Here is a 19879-nt window from a genome sequence, read left to right as displayed (position 1 = left end):
TAAAAAAGGTAACAGAAGCTCTTAAACCACTGTCACCCATAACCTAACACCTACAAGGACGTAGTATGATACGTCCTTTACCACCTAATAAACCTCAACGTGCCAACGATGTTCTTTTTTCATCTGTTTGCGCATCTCATCCCAATTCATACCTCTTTTCTCCGCCTCAGCGGTAAAGGTATCAGAAATAGGAGGCTCCATACCTTTCAAACCACACATATAAACATGGGTATTAGGTTTTTGGATTAATTCAAATAACTCGTCAGCATACTCGCTTACACGGCTTTGAACATACATTTTTCCACCGTCATCGGTTTTTTGCTCACGGCTGATGGCATAGGTTAAACGGAAATTATCAGAATATTCCTTGGCCATTTTCTCCAACTCTTCTTTATAAAGAATGTTTTGAGTGTAAGGAATGCCGAAAACTAACCAAGCTAAACCTTTAAACTGATAATCAGGGTTTAACTCTCTTTCTTTGAACATACGCCATAAAAACGCACGGAAAGGAGCAATACCAGTACCAGTAGCTAACATAACGATGGTTGCATCTTCATCATCAGGTAAGAGCATCTCTTTACCCACAGGGCCAGTAATAGCTACGTCAGCGTTTTCTTCTAGGTTACAAAGATAAGTGGAACATACACCTTGTACGGTTTCTCCCTCTTCGTTTTGATATTCTAATTGACGAACACATAAAGAAACTGTCTTGTCGTCTAACTTGTCACCGTGACGAGTCGAAGCAATGGAATAAAGGCGTAACTTATGGGGTTTTCCTCTTTCATCTTCTCCGGGGGGAATGATACCAATACTTTGACCTTCCAAATAATGTAAATCACCATCAGAAAGATCAAAAGTTAAATGGCGTACAGTACCACTACCGCCTTCGGCAACAAGTTCGTAATTTTCAATACACTTGCCCACAAAAGGATTTTTAGGACGATATATATTGACAGGTACTTTTACCTCTTTTTTTTCTTTTTTTTCTTGAGCTTGAGTCATGGGTTTATGGTTCGTAGTTTTTTCAGAACTTGAACTTAGACCTTGAGCTTGAACAGGGGTATTAATACCGATGGGGGTAATGTTAACAATTTTCCCTCCAAGGCGATTAATCCGATTCATCTCCTGATTCATCCGAGAATAGGGAACTGTAATAAAACTTGTTCCACTCTGACGAATAGGATAGTCTAAATTATTACTTCCTTGTTGAGAAATTCCAACAACTTCAAAGAGGAAACGACGTTCTTCGATGACAGAATTATTGGAAAAGGTTTTTACTGTATTAAATTTTTTCATTGATTGCGATTGCTAAACTCCTTACGCTGATTTTGCTTCTTTATTAGTCATCAGTTTCTTGGTGTGCTTCTTGAGGCTCAGTATTTCCTGCCACAGGAGCTACTACACCAATAGGGGAGATATTGACAATCTTACCGCCTAGACGGTTGATACGGTTCATTTCCTGATTCATACGAGAATAGGGAACTGCTAAAAAAGAATTTCCACTCTTACGAATGGCATATTCTAAGTTGTTATCTCCCTGTTGGGAAATCCCAGAAACTTCAAACAAAAAGCGGCGTTCTTCAACGGCGGCATTTTTAGCAAAAGTTTTTACAACCTTGGTATTTCTCATATCTTTAATATACTCCTGATGTTATTAAAGTAATCTAAAGTTTGTCTTAAATTGCTTACTATGTCAAGTTTTCACTACATTATAAAGTAGTTTTATCTCGATATTTTTAGGCTTGTATTAAATTTTACCAAAATTTGTGGAGCTTAAATGTTGAGAGTTATTGAGGTTATAACTTTTGCCATGGGTTGGTATTGATTACCATTGATAGCCGTGGGTTGTTATAATTATTCCTACAAATTCTGGCATACCAACCTTGTAATTTACTATGAACATATCGGGCTGTTTTCAATTTATTCTAGGCTTTATTATCGGCATGGTTTTGTTTGGTGGAGGACTTGCTGGGGGTGCTTATTATTTTTTGACAAGGGTATCGGGAGAGCCGAATAATCCTCTGGAGTCCTTTGAAAGCCAACAACCTCCTGAAGATGATGCAACTATTACCCAAGAGCCAGAGCCCGAACCCGAACCTGAACCGGAGCCTGAGCCTGAAGAGGAAGATGATTTACCCGCAGGGGCTTATCGTGCCACGGTAACTTGGAATACGGGATTAATTTTAAGGGGAGAGCCTACGGAAACGGCTGAGCGGGTTGGGGGTGTTGCTTATAATCAGGAGTTGATTATTTTGGGCAGGAGTGATGATAATAACTGGGAAAGGGTAAGGGTTGTGACTACTGGGCAGGAGGCATGGGTTAAGGCGGGAAATGTTAACCGTATTGATTAGTCATGTAATGATTTATGGATAATTGTGATGGTTAAGGGATGCTTAAGGCTAATATGGGATAAAGATACGTAATTCTTCATCCATGGTTTTATCTGCAAGTAGTAACTCAAACTCACTAAAGTTAATCAATAATGGTTCTGTGAATGTCATTCCTTTGTCTAATGGTTTGAGGGTGGTTCATCATGATATGCCCCATAGTTCGGTGGTGGTGGCGGATGTCTGGGTAGATGCGGGGATAACAAAGGAGCCTGTGGGTTGGTTTGGGATAGCTCATTTTTTGGAGCATATGATTTTTAAGGGTTCTTTGAATGTGTTACCTGGGGAGTTTGATTTTGTGGTGGAGAATAATGGGGGTTTTGCTAATGCGGCCACGAGTTATGATTATGCTCATTTCTTTTTGGTGACGGCGAGTCAGTACGTGGGGGCGACTTTACCTTATTTGGGAGAGATTTTGTTACAGGCTCAGATTCCTGATGAGGAGTTTTATTTGGAAAGGGATGTGGTGTTGGAGGAGTTGAGGGCGAGTAATGATGATTATGATTGGTTGGCTTTTCAATGTCTTTCTAATTTAATTTATCCTAGTCATCCTTATGGTCGTTCGGTGTTGGGGGAGGAGGGTTTATTGTTAGAAAATACTCCTAATCAGATGCGTTGTTTTCATAAAACCCATTATCAGCCTGAGCGGATGTCGGTGGTGTTGGTGGGGGATATTCGAGAAAAAGATGCGATCGCCCTTATCGAAGATTCTTTTGGTAATTTTGGGGTGCGCTCGGAATGCCCTCCAGTGGTTTTTGATAGTGAGCCGCCCATGGTGGATATTCGCCGTAAACAGTTATTTTTTCCCCGTCTTGAGCAGTCTCGATTAATTATGGGTTGGAGTGGCCCTGGTATTGATAATCTTGAAGGGGCGATCGCCCTTGACCTGATTTCGATGATTTTAGCAGGGGGTAGAACATCCCGCTTAGTTCGACAACTAAGGGAAGAAAAACAATTAGTATTAGATATTAGCTGTGATTTTTCCTTACAAAAAGACTCTAGTTTGTTTACTATTTCTGCTTATTTATTTCCTCAAAATCTTAATAAAGTAGAGGGAATTATCCGCCAAGAAATTTATAAGTTACAAACTACGAATATGCAAGAAAAAGAAATAGCCAACTTTAAAAAATCCTTAATTCATGACTATATATTTTCCACCGAAACCCCCGAACAATTAGCAGGGTTATATGGCTATTATCATGTTTTAAAAGATGCTAAATTAGCCCTTCAATATCCAGACATATTAATGAATTTAACTCCAGAACAATTGAAATGTTACGCTTCCCAATATCTTTGTCCTCAATATTATGCGGCGTGTGAAGTACATGGTCGTTAATAATGGATAATGGATGGTTGATAATAAAAATTTAGAATTGCTGATTTTATAAATGATTTTTCATGGAGGCAAGGAATAGGGAATGGTGATAATATGTTAAATACTAAGTTGTTTGAATAATTCAACTATATTTTTATCCCCTAATTAAGCACTACCCAAAATTTTATAACCCCTAATCCTTATCATTTCATCACCTTATCTCCTCGAATGGATTTATCTAGCAATTCCATAGGATGAAAAACAGAGATATTATGCCCTTGTTTTGCCAAATGTTTAGTAATTTGTAAGGCGCAACCAGGGTTAGGAGATGCGATCGCCCGTGCCCCCGTATCAAGCAAATTGCGCACTTTTTGTTCTCCCAATTCGTCTGCAACCTCAGGTTGTAACATATTATAAACACCAGCACTACCACAACATAGCGCGGCGTCTAGGGGTTCTTTTAGCTCAATATTGGGGATCAAATTAAGTAATTTACGGGGCTGTAAACTAATTTTTTGACCATGTAACAGGTGACAGGCATCCTGATATACTAGGGTGAATTTATCCTCCGTAATGGGGGCGAGAGGGGCGATAAAATCAATGTCTGCGAGGAACTCCTGCACATCCCGAACCTTACTGACAAATTCTTGGGCTTTAGGTAAATATTCAGGGTCATCAGCTAAGATATGGGCATATTCCTTGAGGGTATGTCCGCAACCTGCTGCGTTGATAATAATGTAGTCCACATCAGCATCGGCAAAACTATCAATCATCTGACGGGCAAAGGCTTGGGCTTGATTTTCTTGGCCCTGGTGCGCTGGAAGGGCAGAGCAACATCCCTGAGATGGGGGAATAACTACCTCACAGCCATTGGCGGTTAAAACTCTCACCGTGGCTTCATTGACGGAATCAAAAAAGAGTCGTTGCACACAGCCTAAGATAACTCCTACCCGATATTTTTTTTCTGTTTGACTGGGGATGACATAGGGATATTTTTTATTAATGGTTTTGAGACTTATTTTTGGCAAAATAGATTCCATCGCCTCGATGCGGGGAAAAGGTTTGAGGAGTTTAATTTTCCTGACGAGGGTTTGTAATCCTGATACTTGGTAAAGCCACAATAGAGGTAAGAAAAAGCCTAGTCTTTTGGGGTAGGGGAAAAGGTTAAAAATGATGAAACGCAGAAATTTTTCCCATGGGTTGCGGAGTTGATTTCTTTCTACTTGGGGGCGAGTTTTGGCGATAAGTTGATCGTATTGTACCCCTGATGGACAGGTACTTACACAGGCAAGGCAACCTAAGCAACTGTCGAAGTGTTGAGCGGTGGCTTGATTTAAACTGGCTTCTCCTTTATTTATGGCATCCATGAGATAAATTCTACCCCTCGGGGAGTCCATTTCTTTGCCGATGATGCGATAACTGGGGCAGGTGGAAAGGCAGAAGCCACAATGGACGCATTGATCGATTAATTCTTGGGATGGAGGGTTTTTGTAGTCAAATCCTGGTAAATTTTTGTCGTTGGTGACGGGAATTTGTGAGGGGTTGCTTACATTCATGGATGATTTTTTCACAGTGGTTGGCTGGGAATGTGTTTAAATTAATTATATCGAGTGATGTTTGTATTTTTGGGGTATCTTATGTTTTTGCAAGAGTTATTTTTTGTTTGTGAGGAAGCCTCTAAGCAACCTGTGGCTTTTGTGGGGGGTTTTGTGGCTGGAGTTTTACGGTTAGATATTCATGATGAGCCTTTATCTTCTTGGTTAAAGCAGGGAATAGGCAATGGGGAATAGGCAATGGTTTTTTATTATTTACAATTCTTACCTATGATTTCAGAATGTTATATATTCTGAATTGGTTTAATTATCCATTTTCAATTATCAATTAAAAAAAGATGGCAGAGGCAAGTAATAATTTTCGGGTTGAAAAAGATAGTATGGGTGAAGTACGGGTAGAGTGCGATCGCCTCTGGGGTGCGCAAACCCAGCGCTCGTTACACCATTTTTCTATCGGGGAAGATATGATGCCCATGGAAGTAATTAGGGCGTTTGCTATCCTCAAAAAAGCCTCTGCCTCAGCTAACTGTGATTTGGGTTGTTTGGATAAAGAAAAGGCGAATTTAATTGCGATCGCCTGTGAGGAAATTTTGGCAGGGAAATGGGATGATCATTTTCCCTTATATGTATGGATGACGGGCAGTGGCACTCAATCAAATATGAATGTCAATGAGGTTATCGCTAACCGTGCTATTCAAATGGTTGGGGGCCAATTGGGGTCAAAAAATCCCATCCATCCCAATGATGATGTTAATATGTCCCAGTCTTCCAATGATACCTTTCCCACGGCTATGCACATCGCCAGTGCGATCGCTCTTAATAACCGTTTAATCCCCAAAGTAACTAAATTAAGGGATGCCCTACACCAAAAAGCCCAAGCATGGCAAGACATTATTAAAATCGGTAGAACTCACCTCCAAGATGCCGTACCCCTGAGCCTCGGACAAGAATTTTCAGGGTATGTAGGGATGCTCGGTGATAACCTACAACGCCTTAACAACATCCTACCCGAAATCTATCAACTAGCCCTCGGAGGCACCGCCCTAGGTACAGGAATAAACGCCCCCAAAGGCTTTGCCGAAAAGTCTGCCCACTACATCGCCCAACAAACGGGATTACCCTTCATCACCGCCCCCAACAAATTTACCGTCATGGGTTCCCATGATGCCATGGTAATGTTAAGTGCCACCCTCAAAACCCTTGCTTGTTCCCTTTACAAAATCGCCAACGATATACGCTTACTTGCCTGTGGCCCAAGGGCAGGATTAAACGAGCTAGAATTACCCGCCAACGAACCCGGTTCATCTATAATGCCTGGTAAAGTAAACCCCACCCAGTGCGAGGCTTTAGCCATGGTGGCAGTGCAGGTGATGGGTTATGATACGGCCGTTAGTTTTGCAGGGGCTAGTGGCTATCTGGATATGAATGTATATAAGCCCATGATGATTTATAACATCATTCAGTCCATCAAAATTTTGTCCGACAGTTGCAACAACTTTACTGACTTTACCGTTAAAGATATGCAACCCAATCGGAAGAGAATTAATCAATTAGTTAATCAATCTTTAATGTTAGTAACCTCCCTTAGTCCTGTCATTGGCTACGACAAAGCCTCGGAGATAGCACACCTTGCCCACCATGATAATTTAACTCTCAAGGAAGCCACTTTAAAACTAGGTTATTTGAGTGCAGAGGAGTTTGATAATTGTATTGATTTAAATAAAATGGCTTATCCTCATCAATAACTAAATTCTTAACAAGGGGTTTAAACCCCTTGCATACACCATATACTTTTTAAGTTTTAGAGATTAGGATAAATTACGATTATAAATTCATTGATTTAATCACTAATCAGACAGTTTTCTAACTGTTGTTTAATCAAATCATGATCTAAATCTTGACCGATAAAAACGAGCTTATTACCTTTTTTTTGTCCTTCCTTCCAAGTATCATCCTCAATGGTAAATCTTTTACCGCTAAGATGGAAAATATGACGATCTGCACTTTCATGAAACCATAATATACCCTTAGCACGGAAAACATTGGCAGATAATTGATTATCAAGGAAATATTGCAGTTTGCGAATATAAAAGGGTTTCTCACTTACAAAAGAAACAGAGGTAAAGCCATCATTATCTAAGTGATGGGAATGATGATCATGGTGATTATGATCGTGATGCTCGTGATCATGGTCATGATGATCATGATTATGCCCTTTTTCTTCCTCCGTGTCAAAATATTTGTCAGACTCGAACAAACCAACACTCAATATTAAAGGTAAAGGCACTTTTGAGTTAGTGGTGCGCATCATCCTAGCATCAGTTTTCATTTCCTTGAGTCGATTTTCGAGGTTATCTACCGCATCAGGGGAAACTAAATCGGTTTTGTTGAGGATGATAATGTCACCGTAGGCAATCTGACTATAGGCAGCTTCACTGTTAAATAAATCAAGGCTAAAGTTAGCACAATCAATTAAAGTAATTATAGAATCTAACCTTGTCATTTCCCTTAATTCTGTGCCTAAAAAAGTCATGGCAACGGGTAAAGGATCCGCAATTCCTGTGGTTTCTACTACTAAATAATCAATTTTTTCGTCCTTTTCTAAAACTTTATAAACTGTATCCACTAAATCATTATTAATATTGCAACAAATACAACCATTACTTAACTCGATCATGGTTTCATCGCTAGAAACAATCAAGTCATTATCAATGCCAATTTCGCCAAATTCATTGACTAAAACGGCTGTCTTTACTCCTTGTTGATTTTCTAAAATATAATTTAATAAGGTTGTTTTTCCACTACCTAAAAATCCTGTGATAATTGTTACAGGTAATCCTCTTTTGGGGGCATCTAATGGGGAGGAAGGTTGGTTGTTTTGTTCTACTACGCTCATATATAAACTAAATGGGAACTAAGTTTTATTTTTTTGACCTAGTTTTGATCATATCCTATCGTTATTCCTTGGGAGATATGGGAATCCTAATTGATTGAGAAAGAAACCATTACCAATCGTTTAGGTGCGAGGACAATTGTTACGATAAATTTCCTTTTGTATGAGGTGAGTTTATCCTTACATTACATTATGGTGCGGTAGGATATATTATTATTATCGTTATTATTTGTTGTTAAATGTCATTATTCGATTGGTTTGATAATTTGAGAAAATCCGAACCTGAGATAAAACCCCAGCAGGAAAGAGAGATTGCGGATGGTTTATGGACAAAATGCCCTAGTTGTGGTGTTTTAAGTTATACGAAGGATCTACAGGGCAATAATATGGTATGCTCTGAATGTGGTCATCATATGATGGTTAATAGTAATGAAAGGATCGAGCAATTAGTTGATCCTAATACTTGGGAACCTTTGAATCATCACTTACAACCTACTGACCCTTTAAATTTTGTCGATCGCAAAGCATACGCTGATCGCATCAAGGAACTACAACAAAAGGTCAATCTAAGCGATGCTGTGCAGACAGGAAAGGGCTTAATTGACGGTTTACCTTTTACCCTAGGGGTGATGGATTTTCGCTTCATGGGGGGCAGTATGGGTTCTGTGGTAGGGGAAAGATTAACCCGCTTGATTGAGTATGCCACCGCCAACGGTTTACCTGTAATCATCGTTTGTGCTTCTGGGGGTGCGAGGATGCAAGAGGGTATGTTAAGTTTGATGCAAATGGCGAAAATCTCTGGGGCGCTAGAGCGTCATAAACAAAAGAAATTATTATATATCCCCATTCTCAGTCATCCTACTACGGGGGGAGTTACCGCAAGTTTTGCCATGTTAGGGGATTTGATTTTGGCAGAGCCTGGCGCTACTATTGGTTTTGCTGGAAGAAGGGTAATTGAACAAACTTTACGAGAGAAGTTACCTGATGATTTCCAAACTTCTGAATATTTATTAAAGCATGGTTTTGTGGATGCCATTGTGCCTCGCACTCAGTTGAAAAAAACCCTTGCTAATTTAATTAGTCTCCATCAACCTTTTTATCCTGTTAATGCTTCGGCACATTATGAAAATTCTGTTGTCTCTGAAACTTTAGCCAATGTGAATGCTATCTAAAAATTGGCAATGGATAATGGGGAATGGTAAAAATAAGTTAATTATTGATTGTTTCCCTGACTTAATGAGTATGTATTTTTTATGAAGCTAAAGTCAGTTTTCTTGTTTTTATGTGCGTTGTGGTTATCTGTGATAATGCCTTTGGGGGTTTATTCTCAGTCTATATCCGAGGATAAAATTCGGGGGGTATGGTTAACTAATATCGATAGTGATGTTTTATTTAGTGCAGAAAATACCCAAGGGGCGATCGCACTTTTGGCGGATGCCAACTTTAACACTGTTTATCCCACCGTCTGGAATTGGGGCTACACCCTTTATCCTAGCGAGGTTAACCAACAAGCCACAGGGGTAAAATTAGATCCTACGGAGGGCTTACAGCATAGGGATGTATTACAGGAAATTATAACCGAAGGACATGAAAAGAAACTACGGGTAATTCCTTGGTTTGAATTTGGTTTTATGGCACCTGCTGACTCTCTTCTTGCCCAAAAACATCCCCATTGGATTACCCGACGCATTGACAAAACGGAGATATGGTTAGAAGGGGGAGTGCATGAGAGGGTGTGGTTAAATCCTCTCCATCCTGAAGTACAAGGGTTTATCAGTGATTTAGTGTTGGAAATTGTCCGCAACTATGACATTGATGGTATCCAATTCGATGATCATTTTGGCTATCCTTCGGAATTGGGTTATGATCCTTATACAGTCAGATTATACCGTCAAGAGCATAATGGCAAGTTGCCCCCTCCCAATGCCCTTAATGCTGAATGGATACAGTGGCGTGCGGATAAGATAACGGAGTATCTGCAAACTCTTCATAGTCAAATTAAAGCGATTAAACCTGATGTAGTTATCTCTATTTCTCCTAATCCCCAAGAATTTTCCCTCGAACAATATTTACTAGATTGGGCAACATGGGAAAAAATGGGCTTGATTGATGAGTTGTTATTGCAGGTATATCGGGATAATATGATTGCTTTTAACAGAGAAATTCTCCAAAAAGACATCCAAAATGCTAAAAATAATATCCCCAGTGCGATCGCACTTTTGAGCGGTTTAAAAGGGCGACAAGTGCCATTAGACATGATAAAACAACAAATTAATAGTACCCGTGCAGAAAATTATTGGGGGGTTTCCTTCTTTTTTTATGAAAGTTTATGGAATTTTGGACCAGAATCAAAAGAGGAAAGAATTAAGTTTTTTAAAGACATTTTCTCATAACATAAATTTGTTTTTTTTGCGAATATTTTAACTAATTGGTTATAATATCATTGCATTTTGCAAAGGGTGGAACAAAACCCAAAAATAGAGTTATATCTATGTCTATTTAACAAGGATAAGAAAGTTTTTCTCATTTTTTTGAGTAAAATATTTTAATAATGTAACATTAACAGTCATTACCTATAGCGTTTTTTATAATTATGAGATACATTTATTATTCTCAAGTCCCCCGAATTTGCGGGGGATTTGGGGGGATCATTTTGTACCCCGTAACCATGATAATTGCTATATATATATGATTTGTTTAAAATATAGTTGTTTTTTATATAAATAATATATGATAACTAATTTAAATTATTACTAATATGAAATACTTAAAAAACTTTCATAGACACTATTAAACGCTTTAACTCAATTCTTAATAGCTAATTACCTACAAAAAATAAATAATAAAATGCCCGAAATATCACCGATATTCCTAACCATTAGTATTTTGATTTTAACTCTTACAGCATTTATTTGCGAGTGGTTGCCCGTGGACTTGACAGCCCTTTCCGTTGCCATTATTTTAATGTTATTCGGCTTAGTATCTCCCGATGAAGGAATATCAGGATTTGGCAATTCTGCTACCATTACGGTGATGGCAATGTTTATTTTAAGTGCAGGAATTACTAGGACAGGAATTTTAAATATTGTAAGAGATTGGTTAATAAAATGGGGAGGAAATCATCCTTCTCGACAGATTTTTGTCATGGGTGGCATAGTAGGCTCCATCAGTGCTTTTATTAATAATACTGCAGTAGTTGCGATATTTTTACCGATAATTGAACAGTGGAGTAAACAAACAAAAGTATCTATTTCAAAACTATTAATCCCCCTTTCTTTTGCTACTATTTTAGGAGGATTAATTACTTTAATTGGTACTTCTACTAATATTTTAGCCAGTGGGGTAGCCGTACAATTGGGGTATCCTGAATTTACTATTTTTCAGTTTACAAAATTAGGTTTACCCGTGTTTTTTATCGGTTTAACTTATTTGAGTATTTTTGCCCCTAGAATTTTACCCGCTCGAAAACCCCCTGGAGGAGAATCTTTGAGTGATGATTATGAAATCAAAGAATATGTAAGTGAGATGATTATTCCTCCTAATTCTAGTTTAATTGGGCAGACTTTACGGGGTAGTCAAATTCAAAGAAAGTTTGATTTAGATGTGTTAGAAATTATCCGTAATGACACTCATTTTGCCCCTCCTTTGGCGGATAAAGTTTTGTCGGTGGGCGATATTTTACTGGTAAGAAGTAGTCGTACTAATTTACTTAATATTAAGGATGAAAGGGGGGTAGAAATATTAGCTGACTTTAAATTTAGCTCTAATAAATTAGAGGATGATGACTCTATTCAAGAGGAAAAAATTGCTGAAGTTTTAATACTTTCAAATTCTCGTTTGATTGGTACGACTTTAAAGGATTTAAGATTTAGACAACGTTATAATGGCACTGTTTTGGCTATCAGAAGAGGGCAAGAATTAATTAGGGAAAGATTGGGGAAAACTCCTCTCAAATTTGGTGATTTATTATTAGTGCAAGCGCCCAAGGAAAGTTTTATCGGTTTACAAACCACTAGAGAGTTATTGGTTTTGGAGGAAAAAGATAGGGAAGGTTTACGCACTGATAAGGCTAGTATTGCCCTTACTATTATTGTAGGGGTAATTGCGATCGCCGGGTTAAACTTAGCACCTATTTTGGTTACCAGTTTAACGGGGGTAGTATTAATGGTTATCACTGGTTGTCTGAAGCCGGGGGAAATTTATGGGGCAGTGCGTTGGGATATTATTTTTCTTTTGGCAGGTTTAATTCCTCTGGGTATTGCCATGGATAATTCTGGCACCAATGAATGGTTAGCAGATAATTTATTAAATATTGGGGGTAGTTTACCTGGTTATTGGATTTTAGTGTTGTTTTATCTGGCAACTTGTCTATTAACGGAAGTATTGTCGAATAATGCTTCGGTGGTGTTGATGATTCCCATTGCGGTTAAGGTTGCAGAAATTGTGGGTTTAAATCCCCTTGCTTTTATGTATGCGGTAACTTTTGCGGCTTCTAATAGTTATCTTGCCCCCATTGGTTATCAAACTAATACTATGGTTTATGCCCCTGGAGGTTACAAGTTTCTCGATTATACTCGAGTGGGTTTACCATTAACGATTTGTTTTACTTTTTTAATTCCTCTCCTCATTATCAAGTTATATGGCATTAGCTAGAGAAATAATAAGTTGCAGCCTCTGAAATATACAAGGTAGGGGCAAGGGGCGCGAGGCCCCTTGTTAATTATGCCGACTTACTTATTAAAATTAATTTGTTTGAGAGAAGAATAGTTTGATAGATTTAATAGGAATACCCCAACTCATTTCGCTCATAGTTTCCCATGCAATATTAGTAATTTCTACACCGTTTTGATAAATATAGGGATTGCCAATGGCGGGATATTTTCCCAAACCATTGATGCCTATCAATTCACCGTTACTATTTAAAATTGCCCCCCCACTCATGCCATTATTTATCTCATTGGTATAACCAAATTGATAACCTCCTTTTAGGGGTTGATTGAGGATAATTTTTATGGTGCCGATGGTATGTTTTATTTGCGGTGATTGAATTCCTTTTTCATTAAAGGGAAATCCACTGGCAATGATTAATTGATTGTTAGTAATATCTTCATCTTCACTCAGGGTGACTGGTTGATACTTGATGGCGGAGGAAAATTTGAGCAGGGCTAAATCATCCACCATAGAATCTTCATTGTTTTGGGCGATGATTTGTGCGGAATAAGTGTTGCCCTGATTAGTCTTGATTTGGTAGGGGATGGTTATATCTTCGACGACATGGTTATTGGTAATTACATAATAGCTATCATTTTCTTGATTTATTAATACTCCTGAGCCTCCAATATTCATATTAGTATTAACTGGAGAGATGGTAACGGTTACAGATTCAGCTATTTTTTTTATCTTTGCCTGTTGTAATTCTTCTGCGGTATTTTGTGCAATCAGTTTTGACTCTACATAAAAATATCCTATTAGGGAAATGGTTGTTATAGAGAAAAGAAAGAAATAAGTTTTTAAAGTTTTTTTCTTGTTTTTAATTTTCCGTGTCATAGGAAGTAAAATGTTTAACCATGGATAATGTACCATGGACGATTGAAGATTAGGGTGAAATATAAAGTCCTTATTAATTTAATAAATTATGATGGTTTTTTTGGTAAAATTACCTTTACAATGAGTGTAAGTTAAGTAACGTTTTCTTATTCTTCGTTGACTCTTCAGTGTTTCCATGTTTTATGTTGCAAAATTCCCATAATTCTTTGTTGCTTGACAAAATTATCGCTCAGATTAATACTTCCCCACACAAACAAATAACTTTTGCTGAATATATGGATATGTGTCTGTATGACAAGCAATATGGTTATTATAGCTCAAAGGCGATCGCCATTGGCACCGACGGAGACTTTTTTACTTCCCCTTCTATTTCTGCGGATTTTGGAGAATTATTAGCTAGACAACTAGAGGAGTTTTGGCAAGTTTTAGGACAACCAAAACCATTTACACTGGTAGAAATGGGTGCAGGAGAAGGGATATTAGCCAAAATTATTTTGGATTATCTACAAAAAGAAAATAATATTTTTTATGAAAATATTCAATATCTTATTATTGAAAAATCAGATAGCTTAAAAGAAAAACAACAACAAATTATTAGCCCAGAAAAATATCCTGTATTGTGGAAAAACTGGCAAGAAATTGAATCAGAATCTATTGTTGGTTGTTTTATTAGTAATGAATTGATGGACGCTTTGCCTATTCACCGTATCATTAAACATGGGGATGAATTGAAGGAAATTTTTGTAACTGTTAATGACGGGAAACTAGAGGAAATATATGATAATTTTTCTAGTGATAAGATTGAAGAATATTTAACGATGACTCAGGTTGATTTGAGAGGGGATAATTACCCCCATAATTATCAAACAGAAGTTAATCTGTTATCTTTGGAAATTTTAGAAAAAATTAACCATAAACTCCAACGAGGCTATATTTTAACGGTGGATTATGGTTATGATGCCCAAAAGTATTATCATCCCCAAAGATATGAGGGTACTTTGAAGTGTTATTATCAACATCGTCATCATAATAATCCTTATGTCAATGTTGGATGTCAAGATATTACTAGCCATGTTAACTTTACGGCCCTAAAAAAAGTAGGGGAAATTTTTAGTTTAGATAAGATAGGCTTTACCCAACAGGCATTATTTTTAATGGGCTTAGGACTGGGCGATCGCCTTTATGGGTTATCCAATGATAAAATATTACTATCAGAATTGTGGCAACGGCGTAATCAACTCCACGAATTAATAAATCCTCAAGGTTTAGGAGGTTTTGGGATATTATTACAAGGAAAAAATCTCAGTGACAGAGAAAAACAAACCCCCCTCAAAGGTTTTACGGATTCCCAATTTTCTATGGCATTGTAAATAATCTTTGAGTTATCGTATTTTGTCTTGTAAAAGTTAAATAAAATAAAATTATATTCCTTTTATTATTAAATCAAAAATAACCCTAAAATTATTAAACAAAATATCAATTAAACTGTATTTAATGTCAGTTAATCTCATCAAGATTAATTTAATATATTTTTAATTATTTTTTGTCATGTTAACGAATCGTTTATGTTGAAACAACCACTAAACCTTCCCCGATAGATTTATTATGATTGCCCTAAGTAAAGACTCTCAACATCTAGTAACCATAGAATATAACAATCAACAAAAATCAATCATTCTAAAAAATGAAGTTTACTCTATTGGTCGTCATTCTAGCAATGCTATCGTAATTCATGACTCTACTATTTCTCGGTATCACTGCACCATATTACCCGTAAAATACAAGGAAAGTAAAGATAAAAAAGTATTCTGGATTATTGACGGAGACTTGAAGGGAAACAGAAGTGCCAATGGTTTATACATAAACGGAAAAAAATGTTTATCCCATGAATTGCAATCGGGAGATACAGTATCTATTGGGGGGCAAAAAGTACTACTATCCTATAAATTAATAAACTTAGATGATAATCAAGATGAGGATGAAAGACAACCTTTAGTAACTACTTCTCAGGATGATGATGATGACGATGAAATCACTTCTCAAGATACCCTAATAACAGACAATGATTATGAATCTACCCCCACTAATTTTAAAAAAGAAAGACTATATTTAATCAAGGAAGTATTGAAGTTAATTCATAACGAAAAAGAAAGATTATCCCATTCCATCATTGAAATAGATTTGGAGGGAATGATTACTAAAACAAACGGCTTTTTTCAAGAGTTTTTTCCCAGTCTTTTACTCAATCCAGAAGATAATCCTTTTTTAACTAATCTTTTAGAAGAAGTCACCAAAACTCAAGAAGATATTTTAATTCGTGAAGTAAACTATGATAATCATGGATATACTCAATCAGCTTATGTAAGTGATAATGACAATATTGTTAGTCACATATTTGATTTTACCAATCATAATCAGGTAGAAAAAGCCCTACAGGAAAGTGAAGAAAAATATCGGGCAGTGGTAAGACAAATATCAGAAGGGATTATTTTAGTTGATCCTATCACAAAGGAGATTTTAGAAGCAAATAGTGCCTATTGTAGTTTAACGGGTTATCTCAGTGAAGAAATTTTAAACCTTAAGATTTATGATTTGATTGCCGTTGACAAGGATATTACCGATAGTATTATCGATAAAATTTACCATAATCGATTGGATTTGGTGCAGGAGTCTCTCCACCGTTGTCAAGACGGTAATTTGATTCCTGTGGAAGTCAACATTAGTATGATTTTTTATAGTGCCAAAGAGATTATCTGTTATGCAGTGAGGGATATTACTGAAAGAAAAATATCTGAAGAGATGTTGCGTTATCAGGCATCCCATGATTTATTGACGAGATTGGGCAATCGTAATTTCTTTAATGACCAATTGTACAGGGCGATCGCCAATGCCCGTACTTATGAACAAAAAATAGCCATATTATTTATCGATTTAGACCGTTTCAAGAATATAAATGATACCCTAGGACATCAAATTGGAGATCAATTTTTACAAAACGTAGCCGAAAGATTACAAAAATGTCTGAGAAACGTAGATACCATTGCCCGATGGGGAGGAGATGAATTTACAATCCTCATCACCAACATAGAAACTAATGCAGAAGTAGCAAGGGTAGCCCAAAGAGTCTTAGACAGCCTGAAAACACCCTTCCAGATTTTAGAGTTTCAACTTTATGCCAGTCTCAGCATTGGTATTTCTGTTTATCCCCAAGATGGAGACAACCCTGATACCCTATTAAAAAATGCCGATATAGCCCTCTATCGCACCAAAGAATTAGGAGGGAATGGCTATCAATACTACCAACCTTTCATGAATCAACAACACACCGAGTTGTTACAAATAGAAAGTTACTTATATGATGCTCTCCATAATCAAGAATTTGAATTGTATTATCAACCCCAGATAGACATTGTCAAGAAAAAAATTGTAGGCATGGAAGCGCTAATTCGCTGGAATCATCCTCTCCTTGGTAGGGTTGCCCCTAATAATTTTATACCTATTGCCGAACAAACAGGGTTAATTTGTCCTATTGGAGAATGGGTAATGGAAAAAGCCTGTCAGCAAAATCGAAAATGGCATGATTTAGGATACTCTGACCTTAAAATTGCTGTTAATATTTCAGCTCGACAATTTCAGCAACAAGATCTAGTTTATACCATTGCCACAATCCTCAAAAAAAATAATTTATCTGCTAGATTTTTAGAGGTAGAAATCACAGAAAGTAGTATTATCCAAAATCCTGATTTAGCGAAAACTATACTAACTCAACTAAATGAATTAGGAATCATCGTGGCTATGGATGATTTTGGCACGGGTTATTCTTCTCTAGGATATTTAAAAAAATTTCCTTTTTCTAAAATAAAAATTGACCAAAGTTTTGTCCGAGAATTAAAAAATAAACAAGAAGATTTGGCCATCATTTCTGCGGTTGTCACCCTCGGTAAGGGAATGAATTTGCAAGTGGTTGCCGAAGGCATCGAAACTCCCGGGCAACTAAAACTTTTAGTTGATTTGAATTGCACCACGATGCAGGGTTACTACTTTGGTAAACCCATGAATGCAAAGGATGCTACTTCTTTTTTAGCCAAGGGGTTAGAGTAATTGGGAATTGAGAATAATGAGGTTTTGCTATCTTTGCTTATTCAGCGCACCCTAGTTATTTGTAAACAACTTTGACTCTCAATTATTATCATCATCGCTCCCTATTCCTAGGTTTTTGTAAAGAAATACTAAGGGAATGTTAAGTTTTGCCAAAAGTATCGAGGATAACCACCAAAAATCGATTTTTTTTTGTAAAGTTATTTACAATTCTTGATAATAAAAAGAATCAATTCATTGTATAAATGACTTGTCAGTTTGTAAAACTGAACATATAGCAAAAACACCTTTATTCGCCAAAATATAGAATGGTAAAATCAACCATTACCTTTATATATAGAGGCTTACAACCTTTTATTATCTACCCATTTACAAGGTCTTTTTTTGATTAGTAAACAACTAATTAAACAGATACTTGTGGCTAAGATGTAAAGTTTTGTAACAAAACTTAAAAACATATTAATCCACACACACAGGAGAAAGATAAATGTCTTTAGAAAGAAGTGCTAACTTAGGCTTAAGTTTTTACGAAGAAGACAACATTATAGAAAGAAAGCCTAATGATTCTGATGAGCGCACTAAACAAATTATTAATGCCGTTTATCGTCAGGTTTTAGGTAATTCTTATGTGATGAAAAGTGAGCGAGTGGTGAATGCCGAGTCTCGTTTTCGCAATCGCCAATTGACTGTCAGAGACTTAGTACGGGCGATCGCCAATTCTGACGCTTATCGTCGTCGTTTCTTTGAAACCTGCCCCCGCTATCGTTTTACGGAGTTAAACTTCAAACATCTTTTAGGGCGCACCCCTGAAAACCAAGATGAAATGAGATTCCATAGCGATATTCTCGATAACTATGGATATGAGGCAGATATTGACGCTTATATCGATAGTCCAGAATATTCCGAGGCATTTGGGGATGACATCGTGCCTTACTTCCGTGGCTACAAAACCGACAATAATCGCACCATGGTAGAATTTACCCACAGTTTTGCCATGAATCGTGGGGTAGCTAGTAGTGATTATGGTACTAATCTAAACTCTGCCATTATTCATAAAAGTGTTTTAACCCAAACCCCCATATCTGTGATTCCTCCTTCTGGGGGTGCTGCAGGCGCTGGTTGGGCATACCAAGACACTCCCCTTGATTCAGCTACCCGTCAAGGAGTGGGTGCCGATGAAGACGGCAGAATTTTCCGTGTAGAAGTGACTGGCTACCGTGCTAAAACCTTTAATCGGATACCTAAATTCTCTCGTCCTAATAAAGTTCACATGGTTTCTTATAGTCAGTTATCTGAATTGTATCAAAGAATTCATAAACAAGGTGCTGCGATCGCATCTATTACCCCTATAAACTAACCTTGTGTAACTTAAGGATAATTGATAATTGATGATAAATAATTATTGATTATCCTATTTTTCCCTAGTTAATCTTCGTAACCTAGCATTTAAAAAATTGAACCTATCATAATGAGAGTCTCGAATAAGGATAAAAAAATTAGTCAATCCACAGCAATCCGCAAACTACAAACATGGATAAAAAGTAAACATCTGATTTGTAGCGGAAGTTTTTTTATTCTGGAAACAGTTGAATACTCCATGATAGAAAGATTTGAAACCTTCATCAGAGTATTAGGAGGCACACTGATTACCGTTGACTCTAGCAAAAGAATATTTATTGGCAACCATCGCAAAGTAATCCTTTATCAAGCCAAAGCAAGTCTTCATACCCCTCACCATGACTTAAGGGATTATTGGAAAGAAAACGGTTGCAACTACACCTATTTTGATGAGCGTCGGGGCTTTGGGGATGAAAGCTCTACTTTTTCCCAAAGTTGCTCAATATACCGATAGGCTTGTTGAGATGATAGTTTACCATTGCTATGTAATGCCGAGATATAACCTACTCGGTGGGTAAACTCCTGCAAGTTATTGTTAAAGATAAACCCTTGCAAATAATCTTGTCCATGGTATGGAGTTTTTGGACAAAGAAAATCAGTTTGAGAAGTTTTGGAAAGATTTTTCATAATTGACTTTACCTTCTTACTATCTTTTAAGGTTAATTTTGGATTAATCTATCCTGAACCA

At 37.1% G+C, this 19879-nt stretch carries 17 protein-coding genes; 11 read left to right on the top strand and 6 right to left on the bottom strand.

Annotation, left to right across the window (positions count from 1 at the left end):
• Positions 1-84: 84 nt before the first annotated feature.
• Both petH and AA637_RS06260 read right to left on the bottom strand, forming a co-directional pair.
• Positions 85-1296 carry a ferredoxin--NADP reductase gene (gene petH, locus AA637_RS06265; RefSeq protein WP_446684338.1) on the bottom strand — a complete coding sequence of 404 codons (1212 nt, stop codon included), beginning with the start codon at positions 1294-1296 and terminating at the stop codon, positions 85-87.
• Positions 1297-1339: 43 nt separating this feature from the next.
• Positions 1340-1630: a phycobilisome linker polypeptide gene (locus AA637_RS06260; protein ID WP_446684337.1), complete on the bottom strand. Its 291-nt coding sequence runs from the start codon at positions 1628-1630 to the stop codon at positions 1340-1342.
• 265 nt (positions 1631-1895) lie between these two features.
• Here AA637_RS06260 and AA637_RS06255 point away from each other — a divergent pair, with 265 nt between their 5' ends.
• Together AA637_RS06255 and AA637_RS06250 are read left to right on the top strand one after the other, a co-directional pair.
• On the top strand, positions 1896-2351 hold the full coding sequence (locus tag AA637_RS06255) for an SH3 domain-containing protein (RefSeq protein WP_446684336.1): 456 nt from the start codon (positions 1896-1898) through the stop codon (positions 2349-2351).
• Positions 2352-2433: 82 nt separating this feature from the next.
• The gene (locus tag AA637_RS06250; protein WP_446684335.1) at positions 2434-3723 is read left to right on the top strand and encodes a M16 family metallopeptidase; all 1290 of its coding nucleotides are present in this window, start codon (positions 2434-2436) and stop codon (positions 3721-3723) included.
• Between the two features lie 182 nt (positions 3724-3905).
• Here AA637_RS06250 and AA637_RS06245 read toward each other — a convergent pair whose 3' ends face one another.
• Complete coding sequence (locus AA637_RS06245) at positions 3906-5258, bottom strand: (Fe-S)-binding protein (protein ID WP_446684334.1); 1353 nt, start codon at positions 5256-5258, stop codon at positions 3906-3908.
• 87 nt (positions 5259-5345) lie between these two features.
• On the opposite strand from AA637_RS06245, the gene AA637_RS06240 reads away from it, so the two are divergent.
• Together AA637_RS06240 and fumC are read left to right on the top strand one after the other, a co-directional pair.
• The gene (locus AA637_RS06240; protein WP_446684333.1) at positions 5346-5492 is read left to right on the top strand and encodes a hypothetical protein; all 147 of its coding nucleotides are present in this window, start codon (positions 5346-5348) and stop codon (positions 5490-5492) included.
• 101 nt (positions 5493-5593) lie between these two features.
• Positions 5594-7000 (top strand): class II fumarate hydratase, encoded by a 1407-nt coding sequence (gene fumC / locus AA637_RS06235; protein ID WP_446684332.1) that lies wholly within the window; start codon positions 5594-5596, stop codon positions 6998-7000.
• A 95-nt stretch (positions 7001-7095) separates the two neighbouring features.
• Here fumC and AA637_RS06230 read toward each other — a convergent pair whose 3' ends face one another.
• Positions 7096-8151, bottom strand: a complete 1056-nt coding sequence (locus AA637_RS06230; RefSeq protein WP_446684331.1) for a CobW family GTP-binding protein — start codon at positions 8149-8151, stop codon at positions 7096-7098.
• 236 nt (positions 8152-8387) lie between these two features.
• Between AA637_RS06230 and accD the strand changes: the two genes are divergently transcribed.
• The 3 genes from accD (at position 8388) to AA637_RS06215 (ending at position 12801) form a co-directional block, all read left to right on the top strand.
• Positions 8388-9320 (top strand): acetyl-CoA carboxylase, carboxyltransferase subunit beta, encoded by a 933-nt coding sequence (gene accD / locus AA637_RS06225; RefSeq protein ID WP_446684330.1) that lies wholly within the window; start codon positions 8388-8390, stop codon positions 9318-9320.
• An 81-nt stretch (positions 9321-9401) separates the two neighbouring features.
• Positions 9402-10541, top strand: a complete 1140-nt coding sequence (locus AA637_RS06220) for a glycoside hydrolase family 10 protein (protein ID WP_446684329.1) — start codon at positions 9402-9404, stop codon at positions 10539-10541.
• Between the two features lie 454 nt (positions 10542-10995).
• Positions 10996-12801 carry an SLC13 family permease gene (locus AA637_RS06215; protein ID WP_446684328.1) on the top strand — a complete coding sequence of 602 codons (1806 nt, stop codon included), beginning with the start codon at positions 10996-10998 and terminating at the stop codon, positions 12799-12801.
• 90 nt (positions 12802-12891) lie between these two features.
• On the opposite strand, the gene AA637_RS06210 is transcribed toward AA637_RS06215, so the two are convergent.
• The gene (locus AA637_RS06210; protein WP_446684327.1) at positions 12892-13695 is read right to left on the bottom strand and encodes a S1 family peptidase; all 804 of its coding nucleotides are present in this window, start codon (positions 13693-13695) and stop codon (positions 12892-12894) included.
• A 275-nt stretch (positions 13696-13970) separates the two neighbouring features.
• On the opposite strand from AA637_RS06210, the gene AA637_RS06205 reads away from it, so the two are divergent.
• The 4 genes from AA637_RS06205 (at position 13971) to AA637_RS06190 (ending at position 19645) form a co-directional block, all read left to right on the top strand.
• On the top strand, positions 13971-15065 hold the full coding sequence (locus tag AA637_RS06205; RefSeq protein WP_446684326.1) for a class I SAM-dependent methyltransferase: 1095 nt from the start codon (positions 13971-13973) through the stop codon (positions 15063-15065).
• A 235-nt stretch (positions 15066-15300) separates the two neighbouring features.
• Positions 15301-17796 (top strand): EAL domain-containing protein, encoded by a 2496-nt coding sequence (locus AA637_RS06200; RefSeq protein WP_446684325.1) that lies wholly within the window; start codon positions 15301-15303, stop codon positions 17794-17796.
• Positions 17797-18280: 484 nt separating this feature from the next.
• Positions 18281-19150 (top strand): phycobilisome rod-core linker polypeptide, encoded by an 870-nt coding sequence (locus tag AA637_RS06195; RefSeq protein WP_446684324.1) that lies wholly within the window; start codon positions 18281-18283, stop codon positions 19148-19150.
• A 111-nt stretch (positions 19151-19261) separates the two neighbouring features.
• Positions 19262-19645 carry a hypothetical protein gene (locus AA637_RS06190; protein WP_446684323.1) on the top strand — a complete coding sequence of 128 codons (384 nt, stop codon included), beginning with the start codon at positions 19262-19264 and terminating at the stop codon, positions 19643-19645.
• Here AA637_RS06190 and AA637_RS06185 read toward each other — a convergent pair.
• A complete protein-coding gene (locus tag AA637_RS06185; protein WP_446684322.1) occupies positions 19573-19818 on the bottom strand; it encodes a DUF7219 family protein in 246 nt (81 codons plus the stop codon). The two genes, AA637_RS06190 and AA637_RS06185, sit on opposite strands and share 73 nt — an antisense overlap.
• Positions 19819-19879 lie beyond the last annotated feature (61 nt).

Origin of the sequence: Cyanobacterium sp. HL-69 (genome assembly GCA_002813895.1) — a bacterium.
Lineage (GTDB): Bacteria > Cyanobacteriota > Cyanobacteriia > Cyanobacteriales > Cyanobacteriaceae > Cyanobacterium.
Note: the sequence above shows the minus strand (reverse complement) of the source record. Positions and strands in the feature narration are given on the sequence as shown.